The organism is Williamsia sp. z71 (genome assembly GCF_059553375.1).
In genome coordinates this window covers 383,211-400,289 of sequence record NZ_JCANWX010000002.1, presented here as the reverse complement: position 1 = coordinate 400,289, position 17,079 = coordinate 383,211, and the positions used below count along the sequence as shown (strand labels likewise).

The 17,079-nt window shown below is 64.2% G+C and carries 18 protein-coding genes and 2 tRNA genes; 5 read left to right on the top strand and 15 right to left on the bottom strand.

The window, feature by feature from the left end; genetic code table 11:
• The gene (locus AC51GR_RS06035; protein WP_496323692.1) at nucleotides 1-726 is read left to right on the top strand and encodes a GntR family transcriptional regulator; all 726 of its coding nucleotides are present in this window, start codon (nucleotides 1-3) and stop codon (nucleotides 724-726) included.
• 769 nt (nucleotides 727-1,495) lie between these two features.
• Nucleotides 1,496-1,825 (top strand): histone-like nucleoid-structuring protein Lsr2, encoded by a 330-nt coding sequence (locus AC51GR_RS06030; RefSeq protein ID WP_496323691.1) that lies wholly within the window; start codon nucleotides 1,496-1,498, stop codon nucleotides 1,823-1,825.
• A 739-nt stretch (nucleotides 1,826-2,564) separates the two neighbouring features.
• On the opposite strand, the gene AC51GR_RS06025 is transcribed toward AC51GR_RS06030, so the two are convergent.
• Nucleotides 2,565-2,641, bottom strand: a tRNA-Ile gene (locus AC51GR_RS06025).
• A gap of 221 nt (nucleotides 2,642-2,862) precedes the next feature.
• Nucleotides 2,863-2,935, bottom strand: a tRNA-Asn gene (locus AC51GR_RS06020).
• Nucleotides 2,936-3,136: 201 nt separating this feature from the next.
• Between AC51GR_RS06020 and AC51GR_RS06015 the strand changes: the two genes are divergently transcribed.
• Nucleotides 3,137-3,382: a hypothetical protein gene (locus AC51GR_RS06015; RefSeq protein ID WP_496323690.1), complete on the top strand. Its 246-nt coding sequence runs from the start codon at nucleotides 3,137-3,139 to the stop codon at nucleotides 3,380-3,382.
• Nucleotides 3,383-3,403: 21 nt separating this feature from the next.
• Here the strand turns inward: AC51GR_RS06015 and dnaG are convergent, their stop codons facing one another.
• The 5 genes from dnaG to AC51GR_RS05990 form a co-directional block, all read right to left on the bottom strand.
• Nucleotides 3,404-5,347, bottom strand: coding sequence for a DNA primase (gene dnaG, locus AC51GR_RS06010; RefSeq protein WP_496323689.1), 1,944 nt, complete (start codon nucleotides 5,345-5,347; stop codon nucleotides 3,404-3,406).
• A 108-nt stretch (nucleotides 5,348-5,455) separates the two neighbouring features.
• On the bottom strand, nucleotides 5,456-6,754 hold the full coding sequence (locus AC51GR_RS06005) for a deoxyguanosinetriphosphate triphosphohydrolase (protein WP_496324100.1): 1,299 nt from the start codon (nucleotides 6,752-6,754) through the stop codon (nucleotides 5,456-5,458).
• Nucleotide 6,755: 1 nt separating this feature from the next.
• On the bottom strand, nucleotides 6,756-7,229 hold the full coding sequence (locus tag AC51GR_RS06000; protein WP_496323688.1) for a cold-shock protein: 474 nt from the start codon (nucleotides 7,227-7,229) through the stop codon (nucleotides 6,756-6,758).
• Between the two features lie 151 nt (nucleotides 7,230-7,380).
• Nucleotides 7,381-7,911: a hypothetical protein gene (locus tag AC51GR_RS05995; protein ID WP_496323687.1), complete on the bottom strand. Its 531-nt coding sequence runs from the start codon at nucleotides 7,909-7,911 to the stop codon at nucleotides 7,381-7,383.
• Between the two features lie 65 nt (nucleotides 7,912-7,976).
• Nucleotides 7,977-9,365 carry a glycine--tRNA ligase gene (locus tag AC51GR_RS05990; protein WP_496323686.1) on the bottom strand — a complete coding sequence of 463 codons (1,389 nt, stop codon included), beginning with the start codon at nucleotides 9,363-9,365 and terminating at the stop codon, nucleotides 7,977-7,979.
• 156 nt (nucleotides 9,366-9,521) lie between these two features.
• Here AC51GR_RS05990 and AC51GR_RS05985 point away from each other — a divergent pair, with 156 nt between their 5' ends.
• Together AC51GR_RS05985 and AC51GR_RS05980 are read left to right on the top strand one after the other, a co-directional pair.
• Nucleotides 9,522-9,851, top strand: a complete 330-nt coding sequence (locus AC51GR_RS05985; protein WP_496323685.1) for an ArsR/SmtB family transcription factor — start codon at nucleotides 9,522-9,524, stop codon at nucleotides 9,849-9,851.
• Nucleotides 9,848-10,261 carry a Fur family transcriptional regulator gene (locus AC51GR_RS05980; RefSeq protein ID WP_496323684.1) on the top strand — a complete coding sequence of 138 codons (414 nt, stop codon included), beginning with the start codon at nucleotides 9,848-9,850 and terminating at the stop codon, nucleotides 10,259-10,261. Before AC51GR_RS05985 ends, AC51GR_RS05980 begins: the two co-directional genes overlap by 4 nt.
• A 24-nt stretch (nucleotides 10,262-10,285) precedes the next feature.
• Here the strand turns inward: AC51GR_RS05980 and AC51GR_RS05975 are convergent, their stop codons facing one another.
• The 8 genes from AC51GR_RS05975 to ybeY form a co-directional block, all read right to left on the bottom strand.
• On the bottom strand, nucleotides 10,286-10,690 hold the full coding sequence (locus AC51GR_RS05975) for a hypothetical protein (protein WP_496323683.1): 405 nt from the start codon (nucleotides 10,688-10,690) through the stop codon (nucleotides 10,286-10,288).
• A complete protein-coding gene (locus tag AC51GR_RS05970; protein ID WP_496323682.1) occupies nucleotides 10,683-11,531 on the bottom strand; it encodes an isoprenyl transferase in 849 nt (282 codons plus the stop codon). Before AC51GR_RS05970 ends, AC51GR_RS05975 begins: the two co-directional genes overlap by 8 nt.
• A complete protein-coding gene (gene recO, locus AC51GR_RS05965) occupies nucleotides 11,467-12,294 on the bottom strand; it encodes a DNA repair protein RecO (RefSeq protein ID WP_496323681.1) in 828 nt (275 codons plus the stop codon). The genes AC51GR_RS05970 and recO overlap by 65 nt, the downstream gene beginning before the upstream one ends.
• A gap of 64 nt (nucleotides 12,295-12,358) precedes the next feature.
• Nucleotides 12,359-13,735 carry a YhgE/Pip domain-containing protein gene (locus AC51GR_RS05960; protein ID WP_496323680.1) on the bottom strand — a complete coding sequence of 459 codons (1,377 nt, stop codon included), beginning with the start codon at nucleotides 13,733-13,735 and terminating at the stop codon, nucleotides 12,359-12,361.
• A 54-nt stretch (nucleotides 13,736-13,789) separates the two neighbouring features.
• The gene (gene era, locus AC51GR_RS05955) at nucleotides 13,790-14,707 is read right to left on the bottom strand and encodes a GTPase Era (protein ID WP_496323679.1); all 918 of its coding nucleotides are present in this window, start codon (nucleotides 14,705-14,707) and stop codon (nucleotides 13,790-13,792) included.
• Entirely contained in the window at nucleotides 14,707-15,087 is a 381-nt protein-coding gene (locus AC51GR_RS05950; protein ID WP_496323678.1) for a cytidine deaminase-like protein, read from the bottom strand. Before AC51GR_RS05950 ends, era begins: the two co-directional genes overlap by 1 nt.
• Complete coding sequence (locus tag AC51GR_RS05945) at nucleotides 15,084-16,499, bottom strand: hemolysin family protein (RefSeq protein ID WP_496323677.1); 1,416 nt, start codon at nucleotides 16,497-16,499, stop codon at nucleotides 15,084-15,086. The genes AC51GR_RS05950 and AC51GR_RS05945 overlap by 4 nt, the downstream gene beginning before the upstream one ends.
• 6 nt (nucleotides 16,500-16,505) lie before the next feature.
• Nucleotides 16,506-17,057, bottom strand: coding sequence for an rRNA maturation RNase YbeY (gene ybeY, locus AC51GR_RS05940; protein WP_496323676.1), 552 nt, complete (start codon nucleotides 17,055-17,057; stop codon nucleotides 16,506-16,508).
• Between the last annotated feature and the right edge of the window lie 22 nt (nucleotides 17,058-17,079).

Below are 17,079 nucleotides of genomic sequence, written 5' to 3'. Positions count from 1 at the left end.
ATGACCACACCTCGGGCGACCACGTCCCGATCCTCGCTGCGCCGGCGACCTCAACTCTCCGAGGAGGTCGCCGGTCATCTTCGTCATCTCATCATGACCGGCGCCATCCGCCCGGGCGAGTTCATCCGGATGGACGAAACCGCCGTCGACCTGCAGGTCAGTGTGACCCCGGTGCGTGAGGCGCTGCTCACCCTGCGCGGTGAGGGGATGGTCAACCTGGCGCCGCATCGCGGATATGTGGTCGCCGACCTGACGCGCCAGGACGTCGAGGACATCTTCTGGCTCCAGGGTGTTCTCGCCGTAGAGCTCGCGGTCCGGATCGCGAAAACTGTGACCCCGGACCAACTCGACGAGCTGACCGAACTCAACAACGAACTGCGGACCGCAGTCGAATCCGGACGGCCCGAGGACGTCACCGCTGCCGAGTTCGAGTTCCATCGCGTTCACAACCGCATCGCCGACGGCGGCAAACTGGCCTGGTTCCTGCTCAACGCCACCCGCTACACACCGCATGACCTGTACGCCAACGATCCGCAGTGGGGCGCGGTCGCCTGTGAGAGCCACGCGAAACTGATCGACGCCTATCGCAAGGGCGATCGCGACGAGGTGATCGCACAGACGCGGCGCCAGTTCACCGACGGCGCCGAGCGGCTGACCCGTCATCTCGAATCCATCGGGTTGTGGACAGACGAACCCGGCGGCCCCGGCGCGGCAACCAAGGACTGAGCAAAGGCCGGTGCGAACGCACTGTGGGGCGGCATGGGCAAAACCCGTGCCGCACCCCAGGTGGCCCGAGATGCAAAGATGCCGACGTCCCACGACTGGCCGATCGAAACCATTTGTGCTGCAGTCGTTCACACGCCATTGGCGATTCGGGCTCGCCGCGGGCCAATCGGCTACGATCCCGGTCCGTCAAATCATCGACATGCTCGACGAACGATTCGAGATCCTCCGCGGCCGACCTCGGACCAACAAGCGGCACGCCACACAATGCACGCCGCAATCGAAGGCCAAGCAGGTGATCGGGCCCGCGTTCTCCGCCCGGAACTGACCGCGCTGATCGGCAAATCTATGCTCACAACCCGCTTTTCCGACGCGGGCGTCATGACATGGCGGGCCGGCTCATCCCGGTCGTCGACAACATGACCGAACTCACCGGCTATTCCCCGGAGAAGATGAACGTGGTCGAACCCGCGGCCTTGTTCAAGAATGTGCGGGATCAACCGATATCTCTTGATCGGATTCCGATGCGGCACGGGTCACGCAATACGGACAAGTCAGCGGTGATCTTCCGCCTTTCGATAGTTGTCCGGATGCACGACCACCGACGTTGTCCGCCCAAGTTGTGCGGTCCGGGATCGCGGATGGTCTTCACAGCGGACCAGCTATTGCGATCTTTTGCCTTCTTCACAGGTCAAGTTGTTATGATTGACTTCCCATCAGACTCGAGTTCGTGTTCGTCGGGCGCAAAAAACAATGAGTGGAGAGTCCAGAAGTGGCCAAGAAGCAAGTAGTAGAGTTCATCGACGACCTCGACGGAAAGGTTCTCGAGGAATTCGAGACCGTGCGCTGGGGACTCGACGGCAAACAATACGAGTTCGACACGTCCCCCAAGCACGCCGAACAATTCCGCCGCGCACTCGCCAAATACCTGAGCGCCTCGCGGCGGATCAACAACTCCCGCCAGGGCGGCCGGGTGGCTGAAAAGGCCGAAAAGGCACCCACACAAGCGATTCGGGAGTGGGCCAAGGAAGAGGGTTACGAGATCAGCGACCGCGGACGAATCCCGGGCGCGATCATCGAAGCCTACGACGAAGCGCACTGACCATGGCCTGATCCAAGCTCCATTTACCCTCAAATAGGGCACGGATCATCTGCGCAGACAAGCCGGAGCACGCCTGCCCCGACCCCACAGGGTCGGGGCAGGCGCATTTTCAGGGGCCAATTCCTCCCCACCGACGATCTGCGACCTCTGCCGCCGGCACCATCGGCGAAGTCACGGTCACGGCCACATATTGCACAGGTCACACTTCATGATTGCCGAGCTTTTCGGCGCGGTGATGACATACCGATCTCGGCGATTTCCCTTATTATCCTCACATAATTGACCGCCGTTGTTTCATATTTCCCTGCAGCACAACATCATTCAATTCACATCTACGGACGTGTGGATCAAATCGACTGGCACGCAGCGAATTAGCAAACTCCTTTGTCACAAAACTGATCTGCTCACAGGCGTCGAATTTGTTGTAAATACTCCACCTGCGAGGCGCCGGGCGTTGCCCAATCCACCCTCTCCGGAGTGTGACATCGGCAATCCGAATACCGACGCTTCTCCGGGCGGTGGACCATGTGTCCTCCCCTGCCACGTTGTCCACCATGAACTCCATCCTCCGCGGCAAGGGCAGAGCTGTCGCGTTCGGTGTATGGGCCCACATTCAGCCGGGGCCAACGTGACGGCCACGGGCATTCGGGGGAAGCGGGCCCGGATGTGGTGGGCCTGTTGTCCGACGGGTTCGCCGGGCGCCACGGCCGGTAACCTGCCATCGATGTTCGGTGGGTACTGGTGGGGCGGGCGGGGCTCGAACCCGCGACCTATGGATTATGAGTCCACGGCTCTAACCAACTGAGCTACCGCCCCAAGTGTGACGAAACACCGCCACAAACCTCGCTGATGCTACCGAGTCGGCATCGTCTTCGCGCAACCCGCCCCTCGGCGCGAGGCACGGACCTGACGGCGTCGAAGTGTGCCTCAACCATGGCCAATGATCGCGAACGCCAAAACTCGGCTCATCGTTTGCACCACTGGTGCAAAAAAGGTCCAGATCTCTCGGCGGAAACCGAGTGACCTGGACCTTTGCGCTCCCCCAACTGGACTTGAACCAGTAACCCTTCGATTAACAGTCGAATGCTCTGCCAATTGAGCTATGGGGGAATATCTTGGCCCTGGGGCCGAAAAAGACTTTAGCGCATAGGGGTGGTCGCATACCAAATCGTGCTGGTGGCGGCCTTTTCTGACGGCTTCACGCGGCCAGATTCCCCCACCCCGGACTCGATCAGGCAGGATGGAGACCCAACCCCCTGCGGACGCACCGAACGCGTCCGCTGCGCACGTACCACGGAGGACTGAGCACCTATGGTTCGATTTCTCGCTGCACTCGGCGTCGGCTACGTCCTCGGGGCCAAGGCCGGTCGGAAGCGCTACGAGCAGATCAACCGCGCTTACCGCACCATTGCCGAGTCCCCGGCCACCAAGAAGGCCGTCGACGTCGGCAGGCAGAAGCTCTCCGAGAAGATCAGCACGCAGCCGAAGCTGACCGAATTGCGGACCATCGACGAGGACACAACCGTGCTCGGCCCCGAGGAATACCGGAACAACTGAGAACGACGAACACCACGCGAACTAGGCGGTGTTCTCGTCCGGTCCCACGGCCAGCTCCAGCAGGCTCCGTCGATAGGCCTCCAGGGCCACCAGATCGCCGAACAAGGCGTTGTAGGCGTCCGGGTCGTCCCCCGGTGACATCCGGCGCAGTTTCGACTTCAGATCGGCGATCTGAGAGCCGACCCAGACTTCCTGGAGCCGCGCGAGCACGCTTCCGATGTATTTCGGGATCATGTTCTCCGACACGGACATCGCCTCGACGGCAAGTTCTGTGACCAACGACTCCAATACCGTGCCGTCCACGGACTGGGCGATGGTCTCGACCCACTGCGCTCCCCCATGGGACGCGCCGGTACCACCGGCTGCCTTGATCGCCGTCCGGATGATCTCGTACGCGGGCTCGGTGAAGCACTCCTCGGGCAGCGAGTCGAAGACGGTCCCGGCTATCGCCGGATACTGCAGCGCCGACTTGAGAGCTTCACGCTGCGCCCACAATTGCGGATCGGACGGCCGCGGCCGCACCACCGTCGGGTTCTTCGAGTCGGTATCGGGTCCTGGTACCGGTGGGGCCGACTGCACCCTGCGGTCCCGCGACTTCGAGGTGTCCTTCACGCCGGAGCGCGCGGCCTTGGCCTGCCTGACCGCCTCCTCGCGCACGCGGCGCAACACCTGGGGTACTTCTTCCCAGCCGACCCAGCCGGCCAGTTGTCGGGCGTACTCGTCGCGCAGCGCCACATCGCGAATCCGGGCGACGACCGGTACCGCCTCCCGCAGCGCGTGGACGCGGCCCTCCGCGGTGTCGAGGTCGTACGTGCCCAGCAGCGCCTTGACGGCGAACTCGAACATCGGGATGCGACGGGCGATCAGGTCCCGGACTGCGGCGTCGCCATGGTTCTGGCGCAGCTCGCACGGATCCATACCATCGGGTGCCACCGCCACGAAGGTCTGCCCGGCGATGCTCTGTTCGCCTTCAAATGCCTTCAATGCCGCGGCTTTCCCCGCGTCGTCGCCGTCGAAGGTGTAGATCACCTCACCGCGGAAGTAGCTGTCGTCCATCATCAGCCGTCGCAACAACGCCAGATGGTCTTCACCGAAGGCGGTTCCACACGAGGCGATCGCGGTGGTCACGCCGGCCAGATGCATGGCCATGACGTCGGTGTATCCCTCGACCACCACGGCCTGGTGACCCTTGGCGATGTTCTTCTTGGCGTGGTCGAGACCGAACAAGACCTGAGACTTCTTGTACAGCATGGTCTCTGGCGTGTTCATGTATTTGCCCATGTTGTCGTCGTCGAACAACTTGCGGGCACCGAAGCCGATGATGTCGCCGCCCAGGTTCTTGATGGGCCACAGCAGGCGACGATGGAACCGGTCGATCGGTCCGCGCTGACCCTGTTTGGACAGCCCGGCCGCCTCGAGTTCGGCGAACTCGAACCCCTGCGCCATCAGCGCCTTGGTCATCGTGTCCCAGCCGGCGGGTGCATAGCCGCAGCCGAACTGCAGGGCCGTGGCGCCGTCGAAGGCCCGTTCGGTGAGATAGTCGCGGGCCTTCTGCGCCTCGGGCGACTTCAGCTGCTCGGCATAGAACTTCTGCGCGGCCGCGTTGGCTGCCACCAGCCGGGCGCGGGTACCGCGGTCGCGGGCGACGCTGGTGCCACCGCCCTCGTAGCTGATCTGGTAGCCGATCCGGTCGGCCAGCTGCTCCACGGCCTCGACGAAGCTGACGTGTTCGACCTTCTGGAGGAACGAATAGACGTCGCCGCCCTCACCACAGCCGAAGCAGTGGAAGTGTCCATGGTTGGGACGCACATGGAACGACGGCGACTTCTCGTCGTGGAAAGGGCAGAGCCCCTTCAATGAATCGGCGCCCGCCTTACGCAGCGCGACGTAGTCGCCGACGATGTCCTCGATGTGCGTACTCTCACGGATTGCCGTGATGTCACGATCGGGAATTCGGCCTGCCACGCAGATCAGTCTAGGCGGAACTCGTCACGCGTCCGCCCACCCCCGATGATGTGCCGTTTTGGCGGCGTCCACCTGGGAAAACGTTCGCAAAAAGGGCACATCATCGGGTTAGCCCAGGTGCGCGGAGGCGCCCATGTTCTGCCGGTCCATCCGCTCGAGGCGACCTTCGGTCATCGAGGCGATCTGGTCGACGACGACCCGGACCCGCGCGGCGTCGTCGGCCGCGTCGTTCCAGGCCGGTACCAGCAACGGATCGAGTCCGCCGGGTGCGGCATGCAGGAGCCAGTTCGCCACCCGATGGATGCGGTCACGCTGGCGGGCCTGATGAGACCGGTGCCGCGGATCCGAGAAGATGAAGCGCAGCGCCAACGTCTTGAGCATCGCGACCTCGGCGGCGACGATCGGCGGCACGACGAGGTCGGCCTGATAGCGGCAGACCGCACGCTGGGACGCTTCGCGGCGGGTGGTGGTGATGGCCGCCGACGCGAACCGGCCCACGAGCTCACTGGTGAGGCGTTTGAGCGCCACCAACCGGGTCATGGTGCCGTCATAGGCGCCGACATCCTGCACGATCTCCATCGACCACAGTCGCGCTGCGGCCTCGATGAGAACGTTTTCTTCCAGGTCGGGAAATTCCTTGAGACCCACCGCCGCCAGGTCACGCTGTTCGGTGGGGTCACCGAGGCTGCGCAGATCGATACGCCCGGCCATCACACCGTCTTCGACGTCGTGCACCGAGTACGCCACATCGTCGGACCAGTCCATCACCTGGCATTCGAGCGACTGCCTGGTATCGGTACGACCGTTCCGGATCCACGCGAGCGCGGCCGCGTCGTCCTCGTACGCACCGAACTTGCCACCGGGCTTCTTGCGGGTCCACGGATACTTCAACGTCGCGTCGAGCGACGCCCGTGTCAGGTTCAGTCCGACGCTGCGGCCCTGCGCGTCGAGGAGTTTCGGTTCGAGCCGGGTGAGGATACGCAGGTTCTGTGCGTTGCCCTCGAACCCGCCGTACACGCTGGCGACCTCGTCCAGCGCCCGTTCACCGTTGTGACCGTAAGGCGGATGGCCGATGTCGTGCGCCAGTCCGGCCAGTTCGACCAGGTCCGGATCACAACCGATACCGATGGCGATACCCCGCCCGATCTGACCCACTTCCAGTGAGTGGGTCAGACGGGTACGCGGGGTATCACCCTCGTGCGGACCGACGACCTGGGTCTTGTCGGCCAACCGGCGCAGCGCCGCACAGTGCAATACGCGAGCGCGGTCGCGGGCGAACGCACTGCGATAGTCATTGCGGGTGCCGGTCAGCCCAGCTACCTTCACGCCCTCCGGAATCGGCCGCTCTACGTCGGATTCGTCGTAGTCGGCACGCAGGACCGGTGGCGGTGTCGTATCCGCCGACAAGTCAGTCAAGCACCCAGCCGCGAGCGATCGCGAAATCGGTGACACGCTGCCGGATCGCCAGGATCTGGGTCGCGGTCAAGGTTCCGGAGGCGTCGAGCAGCAGCTCGGTGATCTCCTCCGAGAACGCGCCCGAATCGAGCGTCGCGGAATCGCTGCGCGCAGGCCGACGACGATCGTCACGACCGGCGCCACGGCTGTCGTCATGGCGACGATCCGGACGCGGGCGCTCCTCGCGACGCGGACGCTCAGGTGCGGCACCGGCAGGTGCAGCCCCGGTCACCACGAGATTGACCGCCTTGGAACCACGGTCGGTCTCTTCGATGTCGAACTCGACCTCGGCGCCCGGTTTAAGCGAATTCTCGTCGATGTCGATGTCGTTGATATGCAGGAAGACATCCGAGCCGCCGGCATCAGGCGCCAAGAATCCGAAGCCTTTGTTGGCGTCGAAATGAACGATTTTTCCACTCACAGACACGGTTTAACCCACTCTCTGGCCGCATATACCGACCCCACCCCATGTGGGGCCGAACGGCTTGCCCAACCTTCAGTATCTCAGATACCGGAGGGTTCACACACCCAACCGGCCACCGGGGCCGGAATCCGAGCGGGAAAGTGACACACGGCGGTCAGCGACTGTCTTTCTTCACCTGCCGGCGCTTACCTGCGGCCTTCGACGACGCCTCTTGTTTTTTGCGGCCGGGCGATTTACGGGTCGCATCGACGCGGTCTTTGCCCGCCGAGATGACCTTGCCCTTGCCGCCGACAAGTGCGGGGTCCAACGCCGGGTCTTTGCTCTTACCCTTGCCGTTGCCCTTGCCCTTGGCTTTTGCCAGACGGGAATCCTTGAGGTCCGCAGCGCTTTGCCTGGCCACCACACCGAGCTGACGGCTCACCCGCGCCAACGCCTTCTCGAAAACCTCCGCGCGGGCGGCATGGTGAGTATTGGCAGGACGGGCGGCGCCGCGGCTCCCCTTGTTCTGGACCTTGGCGGCGCCCGCCTGCCGGTAGTTCTTGACGTGCTTGTTGCGTGCCCGCTGGGTACGCGTGTGCAGTTTGATCAGAGCGTCTTCGTCGAGTTCCGCCAAGTTCTTACGCTTGGTCGTTCGGACCAGCCGGTATTCCTCTTCCGACAGCGTCCTGAGGATCTTCTTGTTCATATCCGCTCCGACCTCCTGCTCCGGCCTCGTCACCGCCTGTGAATCATAGGCAGCCGAAGCCGGTCTCAGCAGCCGATCAGCCGGACTGCCAGGTAGTCGACCACCTTGTCCAGGGCGACGCGTTCCTGCGTCATGGTGTCGCGCTCACGCACGGTGACCGCCTGATCGTCGAGCGTGTCGAAGTCGACCGTGACACAGAACGGCGTACCGATCTCGTCCTGACGGCGGTAACGCTTGCCGATGCCCTGGGCGTCGTCGAACTCGACGTTCCAGTTCTGGCGGAGTTCTGCGGCCAGCGCCTTCGCCTTGGGCGAGAGCTGCTCGTTACGCGAGAGCGGGAGCACCGCGACCTTGACCGGCGCGAGGCGGCGGTCGATCTTCAGTACGGTGCGGGTGTCGGTGCCGCCCTTGGCATTCGGTACCTGCTCTTCGGTGTACGCGTCACAGAGGAACGCCATCAGCGAACGCGTCAGGCCGGCGGCCGGCTCGATCACGTACGGCGTGTAGCGCTCACCGGTGGCCTGATCGAAGAACGACAGGTCCTCACCGGAGTGCTTGATGTGTGTGCTGAGGTCGAAGTCGGTGCGGTTGGCGATGCCCTCGAGCTCGCCCCATTCCCCGCCGGCGAATCCGAATCGGTATTCGACGTCGACGGTGCCCTTGGAATAGTGCGAGAGCTTTTCTTTGGGGTGGTCGAACAGTCGGAGGTTCTCCGGATCGATGCCGAGATCGGTGTACCACTTCATCCGGTGGTCGATCCAATACTGGTGCCACTGCTCGTCCTCGCCCGGCTTGACGAAGAACTCCATCTCCATCTGCTCGAACTCGCGCGTGCGGAAGATGAAGTTTCCGGGCGTGATCTCGTTGCGGAAGCTCTTGCCGATCTGGCCGATGCCGAACGGCGGCTTCTTCCGCGACGTCGTCATCACGTTCTTGAAGTTGATGAAGATGCCCTGAGCGGTCTCGGGACGCAGGTAGTGCAGTCCGGCCTCGTCGTCGACGGGTCCGAGGTAGGTCTTCATCAGACCGGAGAATGCGCGGGGTTCGGTCCACGCACCGGGCTGACCGGTCTCCGGATCGTTGATGTCCGCCAGGCCGTTGGGCGGCAGATGTCCGTGCTTGTTCTCGTATGCCTCGATCAGGTGATCGGCGCGGTAACGCTTGTGCGTGTGCAGCGACTCGACGAGCGGATCACTGAACGTCTCGACGTGGCCCGACGCCTCCCACACCTTGCGCGGGAGGATCACCGACGAATCGAGTCCGACGACGTCGTCGCGGGAGGTGACCATGTTGCGCCACCACTGCTTCTTGATGTTGTCCTTGAGTTCAACACCCAGGGGCCCGTAGTCCCACGCCGATTTGGTGCCGCCGTAGATCTCTCCACACGGATACACCAACCCCCGGCGTTTACAGAGGTTGACTACGGTTTCCACGAGATTGGTTTTGCCTGCCACGGGGACCAGCCTATCGGGCGGCGCGGGGCACCTGACGCCCGCCACATCGGGTGGACGAACCGCGCCGGAAAGTCATTGTTTGACATGGCCACCCACGCATATGAAAATGGTTTCCAACAGCCGCCCGATATCCCCCCGCAGCAACGGAAGTGCCCTGTGACAAGTCAGCATGCAAGCGCGGCTCCGACCGCCGTCGACAAGAAGGCGTTGGACGCTGCCGGCGAATTGCTGCGGGCCCTGTCCGCCCCGGTCCGGATCGCCATCGTGCTGCAACTGCTCGGCGGTGGACGGTGCGTTCACGAACTGGTCGGTGCTCTATCGGTACCCCAGCCGCTGATCAGCCAGCATCTGCGGGTTCTCAAGTCGGCGGGTGTGGTCCACGGTGAACGGACCGGTCGCGAGGTCGTCTACGCCCTGGTCGACGACCATCTCGCGCACATCGTCACCGATGCCCTCGCCCACGCAACCGAGGAGAGCGATTCATGAGTTCGGGAACCGAACAGCGTCCGGTCACCGGCGTCCGCTCCACGCGTCAACGCAGTGCGATCGCCGAACTCCTCTCGGGCAGCGAGGAGTTCCGCTCGGCGCAATATCTGCACGACCAGCTCAAGGCCGCCGGCCAGTCCATCGGACTGACCACCGTCTACCGGAATCTGCAGGCACTGGCCGACGCCGGCCAGGTCGATGTGCTGCGGACCGACAACGGCGAGTCGGTCTATCGGTTCTGTTCGTCGGCGCATCATCACCATCACCTCGTCTGCCGGGAATGCGGCAACACCGTGGAGATACAGGCCGACAGCGTGGAGCAGTGGGCCACCGACGTCGCCGCCCAGCACGGCTTCACCGACATCAGCCACACCGTCGAGATCTTCGGTCGCTGCCAGGGCTGCGGCTGACTTTCCGGCCAACCGCCCGAGGAGTCAGCCGCGGATGGTGACGCCGACGTCCGCGCCGGTCCCGAGCACCATCAGCAGCATGGTGCGCAGCGCATCATCGCCCAGGGTTCCGGCCGGAAACGTGTAGTGCAGCAGCACATCCGCGGTCACCTCGTGGACCGCCAACTTGACGGTGCCGAAGTTGGACGCACCGGAGGCCTTTTCCACATCGGTGCGCAACTGTTCGGTGACCGGCAGATCCCACGCCAGCACCTGCGTCAGTGACAGCACATCCAGACCTGGCGCCAGCGCGAGCGCCCTCATCGAGACCACGGTCCCCTGGTGGTAGACGGTCAGCGAATCGTCCTCGCCGCGCTGCACCGACATCTCCGGGGCCAGCAGCCGCGCGGTCCGCTCGATGAGGTCTGGTTCCCCGGTGTTCTCAGGCACCGGTCGACCCCGGTACTCCGCCGAAACGCCGGTCCCGGCTCGCGTACTCCACACAGGCATCCCACAGGTCGCGACGGTCGAAATCGGGAAAGAGCTTGTGCTGGTACACCATTTCGGCGTACGCAGATTGCCAGAGCAGGAAGTTGGAGATCCGCTGCTCCCCCGACGGGCGCAGGAACAGATCCACATCGGGCATGTCCGGCTCGTCGAGATACTTGGCGAACGACGCCTCGGTGATCCGTTCCGGATCGAGCGTCCCGGCGGCCGCACGACGAGCTATCTCTTTGGCCGCGTCCGCGATCTCGGCCCGCCCGCCGTAGTTGACGCACATCGTCAACGTCATCACCGTGTTGTCCTTGGTGAGTTCCTCGGCGGTCTCGAGTTCGCGGATGACGCTGCGCCACAACCGTGGTCGACGCCCGGCCCACCGGACCCGCACACCCATCTCGTTCATCTCGTCGCGGCGACGACGGATGACGTCGCGGTTGAAGCCCATCAGGAACTTCACCTCGTCCGGGCTGCGACTCCAGTTCTCGGTGGAGAACGCGTACGCCGACAGCCAGCCGACACCCATCTCGATGCAACCGCAGACGGCGTCCATCAGCACGGCCTCGCCACGCTTGTGGCCCTCGGTCCGGGGCAGTCCCCGATCAGTGGCCCACCGCCCGTTGCCGTCCATCACCAGGGCGACGTGCTTGGGCACGAACTGCGGGGGAATCGCCGGCGGACGGGCTCCGGAGGGATGTGGGTCCGGTGGCCGGACCCCTTTTACCGGTTCAGCCTGCTGCGTTGTGTTGCGCCGTCGCGCGATCACGTGTGTCCTTCCTGCCGGTGTCGGCATTCGCACCGGCGGTCGTCAGACCGCGATGAGGGGCCTCGCGCTCGATCAGCGGCAACGTGCGCAGCTGACGTTCGAGATGCCACTGCAGGTGCGCCGCGGTCAATCCGCTGACCTGCCGCCGAGTCGATTCGGTCGCCTCGGTGGTGTGTTCCCATTGGCCACGGTAGAGCGCATCCATCAGATCCAGGACGCCGGGTGAGGGCGTCGCCGATCCGGCCGGTCGGCAGTGCACACACACCGAGCCACCCACCGCGACGTGAAAAGCCCGGTGTGGTCCCGGATCTCCGCACCGCGCGCAATGTTCCAGGGCCGGCATCCATCCGGCGAAATCCATCGCCCGCAGCAGGAACGCGTCGAGGATCAGCTCTTTGGGACGCTGCCCGTCCGCGATGGCCCGCAGGGCACCCACGGTCAGCCGTTGCAGGCGGTCGGCCGGAGCCCGCTCTTCGCCGGCCAGACGTTCCGCTGTCTCCAGGACCGCGCAGGCCGTGGTGTACCGGCCGTAATCGGACACGATGGCCGAGGCAAAGGTATCGAGGCTGTGGACCTGGGTGACGATGTCGAGGTTGCGGCCCGGATGCAGCAGCAGATCGACATGCGCAAAGGGTTCGAGCCGGGCACCGAACTTCGACCGGGTGCGCCGTACCCCTTTGGCAACCGCCCGGACCAGCCCGTGCTCCTTGGTCAGCAACGTGATGATTCGGTCGGCCTCCCCCAGCTTGTGCTGGCGGAGGACAACGGCCTCATCGCGATACAACCTCACCTGATCAGTCTTCCACTGACCACCGACCAAGCGCACCGCGACATGCCTGCCCCGGATTTCCCGATCACACCGCTTCGTGGACGCCCGGGTGGTCGACCGGCTCCGGTGGACGACGGATCAGACCCTTGCGGTCATACAAGATGCAGGCGATCGGCCCGATGATCAGTCCGACGAGGGTGAAGATCACGAACATGACCACGGCGTCGAACAGGCCGGCGTCGACATTGGCATCGAAGTACAGGATCGACCGCAATCCCATGAACGCCTGGTGCAACGGCTCGATCACGGCAAAATCGCGGACGAACCCGGGCACCGCCTCCAACGGCACCGTGCCTCCGGAGGAGGGTATGCCGAGGATGACGAAGTAGATCAGGTTGACGATCAGGCCGGCGTTGCCGAAGATCGCCAGGATCGCATTGGCGACCACGCCGATGCCGGTGATCACCAGGACCCCGAACATCCACAGGGCCATCTTGTTGGGTGTGTACATGCCCACCCATTCGCAGATCAGTACGTAGAGCCCCGAGACGACGATCGCGACAAGGAACATCGCCCACCACTTGATCACCATCGTCCCCAACCGCGAGGACGGTAATCGTGCGCGCATCAGATAGATCGGACCGATCTCGAGTGGCGCGAAGCCGAGCCGGCTGTCGACGATGGTGTGGACGATCATCGATCCGGTGAACCCGGCCAGGATCAGTAGCAACCCCAGATAGAAGGCGGTCAGCCCTCTGCCGGCAGAGTCCGGCAACGGGTTTGCCTCCGAGGCCTTGATGTCGATCGGCTTGCTGATGGCGGTCAGACCGGCGCCGGTGACCTTGAGGCCGGCGGCCTCGGTCTGCTGGACGAGCGCGGCCGTGAGCCGGTCGCCGAACTGGGTGTTCACCTGTTCCATCGCCCGATCGAAGAACAGCGTGGCGATCTGGACGGTGAACGCGCCCGCACCCGGGTTCGTCAACACCTCGATCACCGGCGGTGGGACCTCGGTATCACCGATCGCCGAACCGAGAAACGCAAAACTGGCCGCACTGAAGTCGGCGGGTACGAGTATCGCGCCGTAGGCCTGCGCGTTGTCGAGCCGATCGAGCGCGGTCTGGCGGTCGACCACCTGCAGGTCGAACTTGCCCGGATACTGCTCATCGACCCCGGCCTTGAGGCCGTCGATCACCTCTTTGCCCAGATATTGCATGTCATCGGTGGTTCCGGGTTGCAGGGCCCCGGCGTCGGCGTCGACCACCACGATCGGAAAATCGTCGAGATACTTTTCCGGATTGACCACCGGCGCCATGTACATGAAGCCCAGCAGGCCCATCACCAGCACCACCACAGCTACCGGAAAGGTCCACAGCTTCCACGACCGCAACTCCGCCGCAAGACTGGGGTCGAGTACCCCTGGCGGAAGTTCGTGTTTGCCTTCCGGCTGTCCGGGCTCCGTCATACCGCCAATTCAACCCTGCCCGCACCAGATCGTGCCCGCGAATCGGCGATGCGGTCAGAAGCCCAAGCGGCCCAACTGTTTGGGATCGCGCTGCCAGTCCTTGGCCACCTTCACGTGGAGATCGAGGTAGACCTTGGCGCCGAGCAGCTTCTCGATCTGCTTCCGGGCCACCGTGCCGACGTCTTTGAGCCGGGCACCCTGTTTGCCGATGATGATGCCTTTTTGGCTGTCCCGCTCGACGTAGAGAATCGCGTGCACGTCGACCATCGGGATCTGGTCGTCGCGGCGTTCACGTTCGATGATCTCCTCGATCACCACGGCCAGGGAGTGCGGCAGTTCGTCGTGGACGCCTTCGAGTGCCGCTTCCCTGATGAACTCGGCCATCAGGACGGTCTCCGGTTCGTCGGTGAGTTCACCGTCGGGATAGAACGCCGGACCCGGCTGCATCAATCCACGAAGGACGTCGACGAGCACGTCGAGTTGTTTGCCCTTGGTCGCCGAGATCGGAACGATCTCGCTGTCGGGTCCGAGGAGCTCCGAGAGCGCCATCAGTTGCTGCGCAACGCGTTCGGGCTTGACCTTGTCGATCTTGGTGACCAGACCCACCACCGGCGTCTTGGGTGCCATCTCCTTGAGTTGCTGTGCGATCCACCGGTCGCCGGGTCCGATCTTCTCGTCGGCCGGGACGCAGAAGCCGATCGCGTCGACTTCGGAGTAGGTGTCGCGCACCAGATCGTTGAGGCGTTTGCCGAGCAGCGTCCGCGGGCGGTGCAGACCGGGGGTGTCCACCAGGATCAGCTGGGTGTCGTCACGATTGACGATGCCGCGGATGGTGTGGCGGGTGGTCTGTGGGCGGCTGGAGGTGATCGCGATCTTCTCGCCCACCAGGGCGTTGGTCAATGTCGACTTGCCGGTGTTGGGCCTGCCCACAAAACACACGAAGCCGGAACGGAAGTCTTCGGACTGATCCATCACTGTTGATCCAATCGACGCGGGTTCCCGCCTTGTGCATCCGCGACGATCGCGTACGCCGACGAGCTCACCTCAGTCAGCGCCGCCAAACCCGGGTCCGTGTCTGCACGGTTCCCGGTGGTCGCGGGACCGCCGACAAGCAGCCCCGCCTCGAGTCCCTCTGCACCGCTGGCGATCGCCATCGCGACGGCCACCTGCAATGCCGAGAGTTGTAGTGCGGCAAGGTCGACCGGCCCGGCGGCGTAGGTTCGCCCGTCGGCGTCGCGGACCGCGGCCCCGGAGGTGGCCCCGGTCCGGGCCATCGCTCCGCGGGCCAGGGTCAGCAGCTTGTCGTCTTCGGCATCGAGCGGCGAACCGGGCACCACCGCGTCGGATGTCATGAGGCCTCCTCGTGCCGATCGGAATCTTCTGCGATCTCCGTCGAATCGTCGTCGCGCTCGATCTCGTTCGCGCCGGACTCCTCGGAATCAGGTGCGGTGTCCCGCTTCTTCTTCCGCTTCTTCTTCTTTTCGAGCTCTTTCTCGGGGATCCTGTGGACCACGACCGAGACGATGCGAACGCGACCTTGCCGGTTGGGCCCGCCTTCGGCAACCAAGCGCAGACCGTGCAATTCGACAGTTGCGCCGGGCAGCGGCACCCGGCCGAGCACGAGCCCGAACAGACCACCGACGGTTTCGACGTCGTCCTCATCGATCTCGACATCGAGTAGTTCCGCGAGATCTTGGACGGGCAGCCGTGACGACACCCGGTAGCCGCCGGAGCCGTCGTCGAGCGGCTCGATGGGCGGTACCTCGTCGCTGTCGTATTCGTCGTTGATCTCACCGACGATCTCTTCGAGCACATCCTCGATGGTCAGCAGACCGGCGACGCCGCCGTATTCGTCGACGAGTACCGCCATGTGATTGTGGCTGCGCTGCATGTCGGCGAGCACCTTGTCGAGGGGCTTGGAATCGGGGATGAACTCCGGCGGACGCATCAACTCCCCGACCTCGACCGCGGACGGCTGAGCCGGCGGAAGCAGTCGCTGGACAAGGTCTTTGAGATACACCACGCCGAGTACGTCGTCCGGGTTCTCACCGATGACCGGCAGGCGGGAATGACCCGAACGCACGGCCAGCGAAATCGCCTGTGCGGCAGATTTGGTGGATTCGATCCACACCATCTCGCCGCGCGGGACCATCACCTCGCGAGCACTGGTGTCACCGAGGTCGAAGACCGACTGGATCATCTTGCGTTCCCCGGCGGCGACCACACCGGTGAGTTCGGCCATGTCGACCACTTCGCGCAATTCGACCTCGGTCGCGAACGGTCCGTTACGGAAGCCCTTACCGGGCGTGATCGCGTTACCGAGCGTGATGAGAAGTCTGGTCAGCGGGGTCAGGAGTACACCGATGGCCTGCAGCACGGCCGCGGAGTTGACCGCGATCGAATAGGCGTGCTGCGCGCCGAGGGTCCGCGGTCCGACACCGACCACCACGTAATTGATCACCGCCATACCTGCGATGGCGACCACCACACCCCACGCGGTTCCGAGTTTGTCCATCGCGAAAACGGCCGCAGCCACCGTGGCGGCGGTCTCGGCCGTGATACGCAGCAGCACGGTCAACGCCATGTACTTCGGCCGGGCGGCCAGCACGTTCCGCAACCGCAGCGCGCCGGGCCTGCCGTCCTTCACCAGGTCGTCCACCCGGGCCGGGGACACCGTCATCAGAGCATTGTCGACAGCGGCAAAAAGGCCGCCTATGGGCACCAGCGCCACCGCAGCGAGTAGCGGCAACAAGTCAGAAAGCACCGGTGATCAGCTCTCCCCGGCCGGTTTGTCGTCTCCGAACCCGATGTTGTTCAACAGCTTTGCGTCGCGCTCGGCAACGCGGGCGGCCCGCGCACGCGACCGGCGGTCGTCGTACCACTCCTCGATGATCTGACCCTGGAGTCCGAACATCACTTTTTCTTCCTCCGGCTCGGCATGATCGAACCCGAGGAGATGCAGCACGCCGTGCACGGTGAGCACCGACAACTCGTGGTCGGTGGAGTGCCGCGCGGTGGCGGCCTGCTCGGCAGCGAACTCGGGGCAGAGCACGATGTCGCCGAGCATCGACGGACCGGGCCCGGCGGTATCGGGACGTCCGCCCGGACTGAGTTCGTCCATCGGAAAACTCATCACGTCGGTGGGACCGGGCAGGTCCATCCACCGCATGTGCAGTTCTGCCATCGTCTCGTTGTCCACCAGCACCATCGACAGCTCCGCTGCCGGGTGGACGTCCATGCGGCCGAGCGCGAACGTCGCAACGTCGATCAGCATTTCTTCCGGTACCTCGATACCGGACTCGTTGGCCACCTCGATACTCAACGCCGTCTCCTCGTCTCAGCTG

Coding starts and splice junctions, on each gene's coding strand:
- AC51GR_RS06035 (WP_496323692.1), top strand. CDS start 1: ATGACCACACCTCGGGCGACCACGTCCCGATCCTCGCTGCGCCGGCGA.
- AC51GR_RS06015 (WP_496323690.1), top strand. CDS start 3,137: ATGGTTCGATTTCTCGCTGCACTCGGCGTCGGCTACGTCCTCGGGGCC.
- AC51GR_RS05995 (WP_496323687.1), bottom strand. CDS start 7,911: ATGAACAAGAAGATCCTCAGGACGCTGTCGGAAGAGGAATACCGGCTG.
- AC51GR_RS05980 (WP_496323684.1), top strand. CDS start 9,848: ATGAGTTCGGGAACCGAACAGCGTCCGGTCACCGGCGTCCGCTCCACG.
- AC51GR_RS05970 (WP_496323682.1), bottom strand. CDS start 11,531: ATGCCGACACCGGCAGGAAGGACACACGTGATCGCGCGACGGCGCAAC.
- AC51GR_RS05960 (WP_496323680.1), bottom strand. CDS start 13,735: ATGACGGAGCCCGGACAGCCGGAAGGCAAACACGAACTTCCGCCAGGG.
- era (WP_496323679.1), bottom strand. CDS start 14,707: ATGGATCAGTCCGAAGACTTCCGTTCCGGCTTCGTGTGTTTTGTGGGC.
- AC51GR_RS05950 (WP_496323678.1), bottom strand. CDS start 15,087: ATGACATCCGACGCGGTGGTGCCCGGTTCGCCGCTCGATGCCGAAGAC.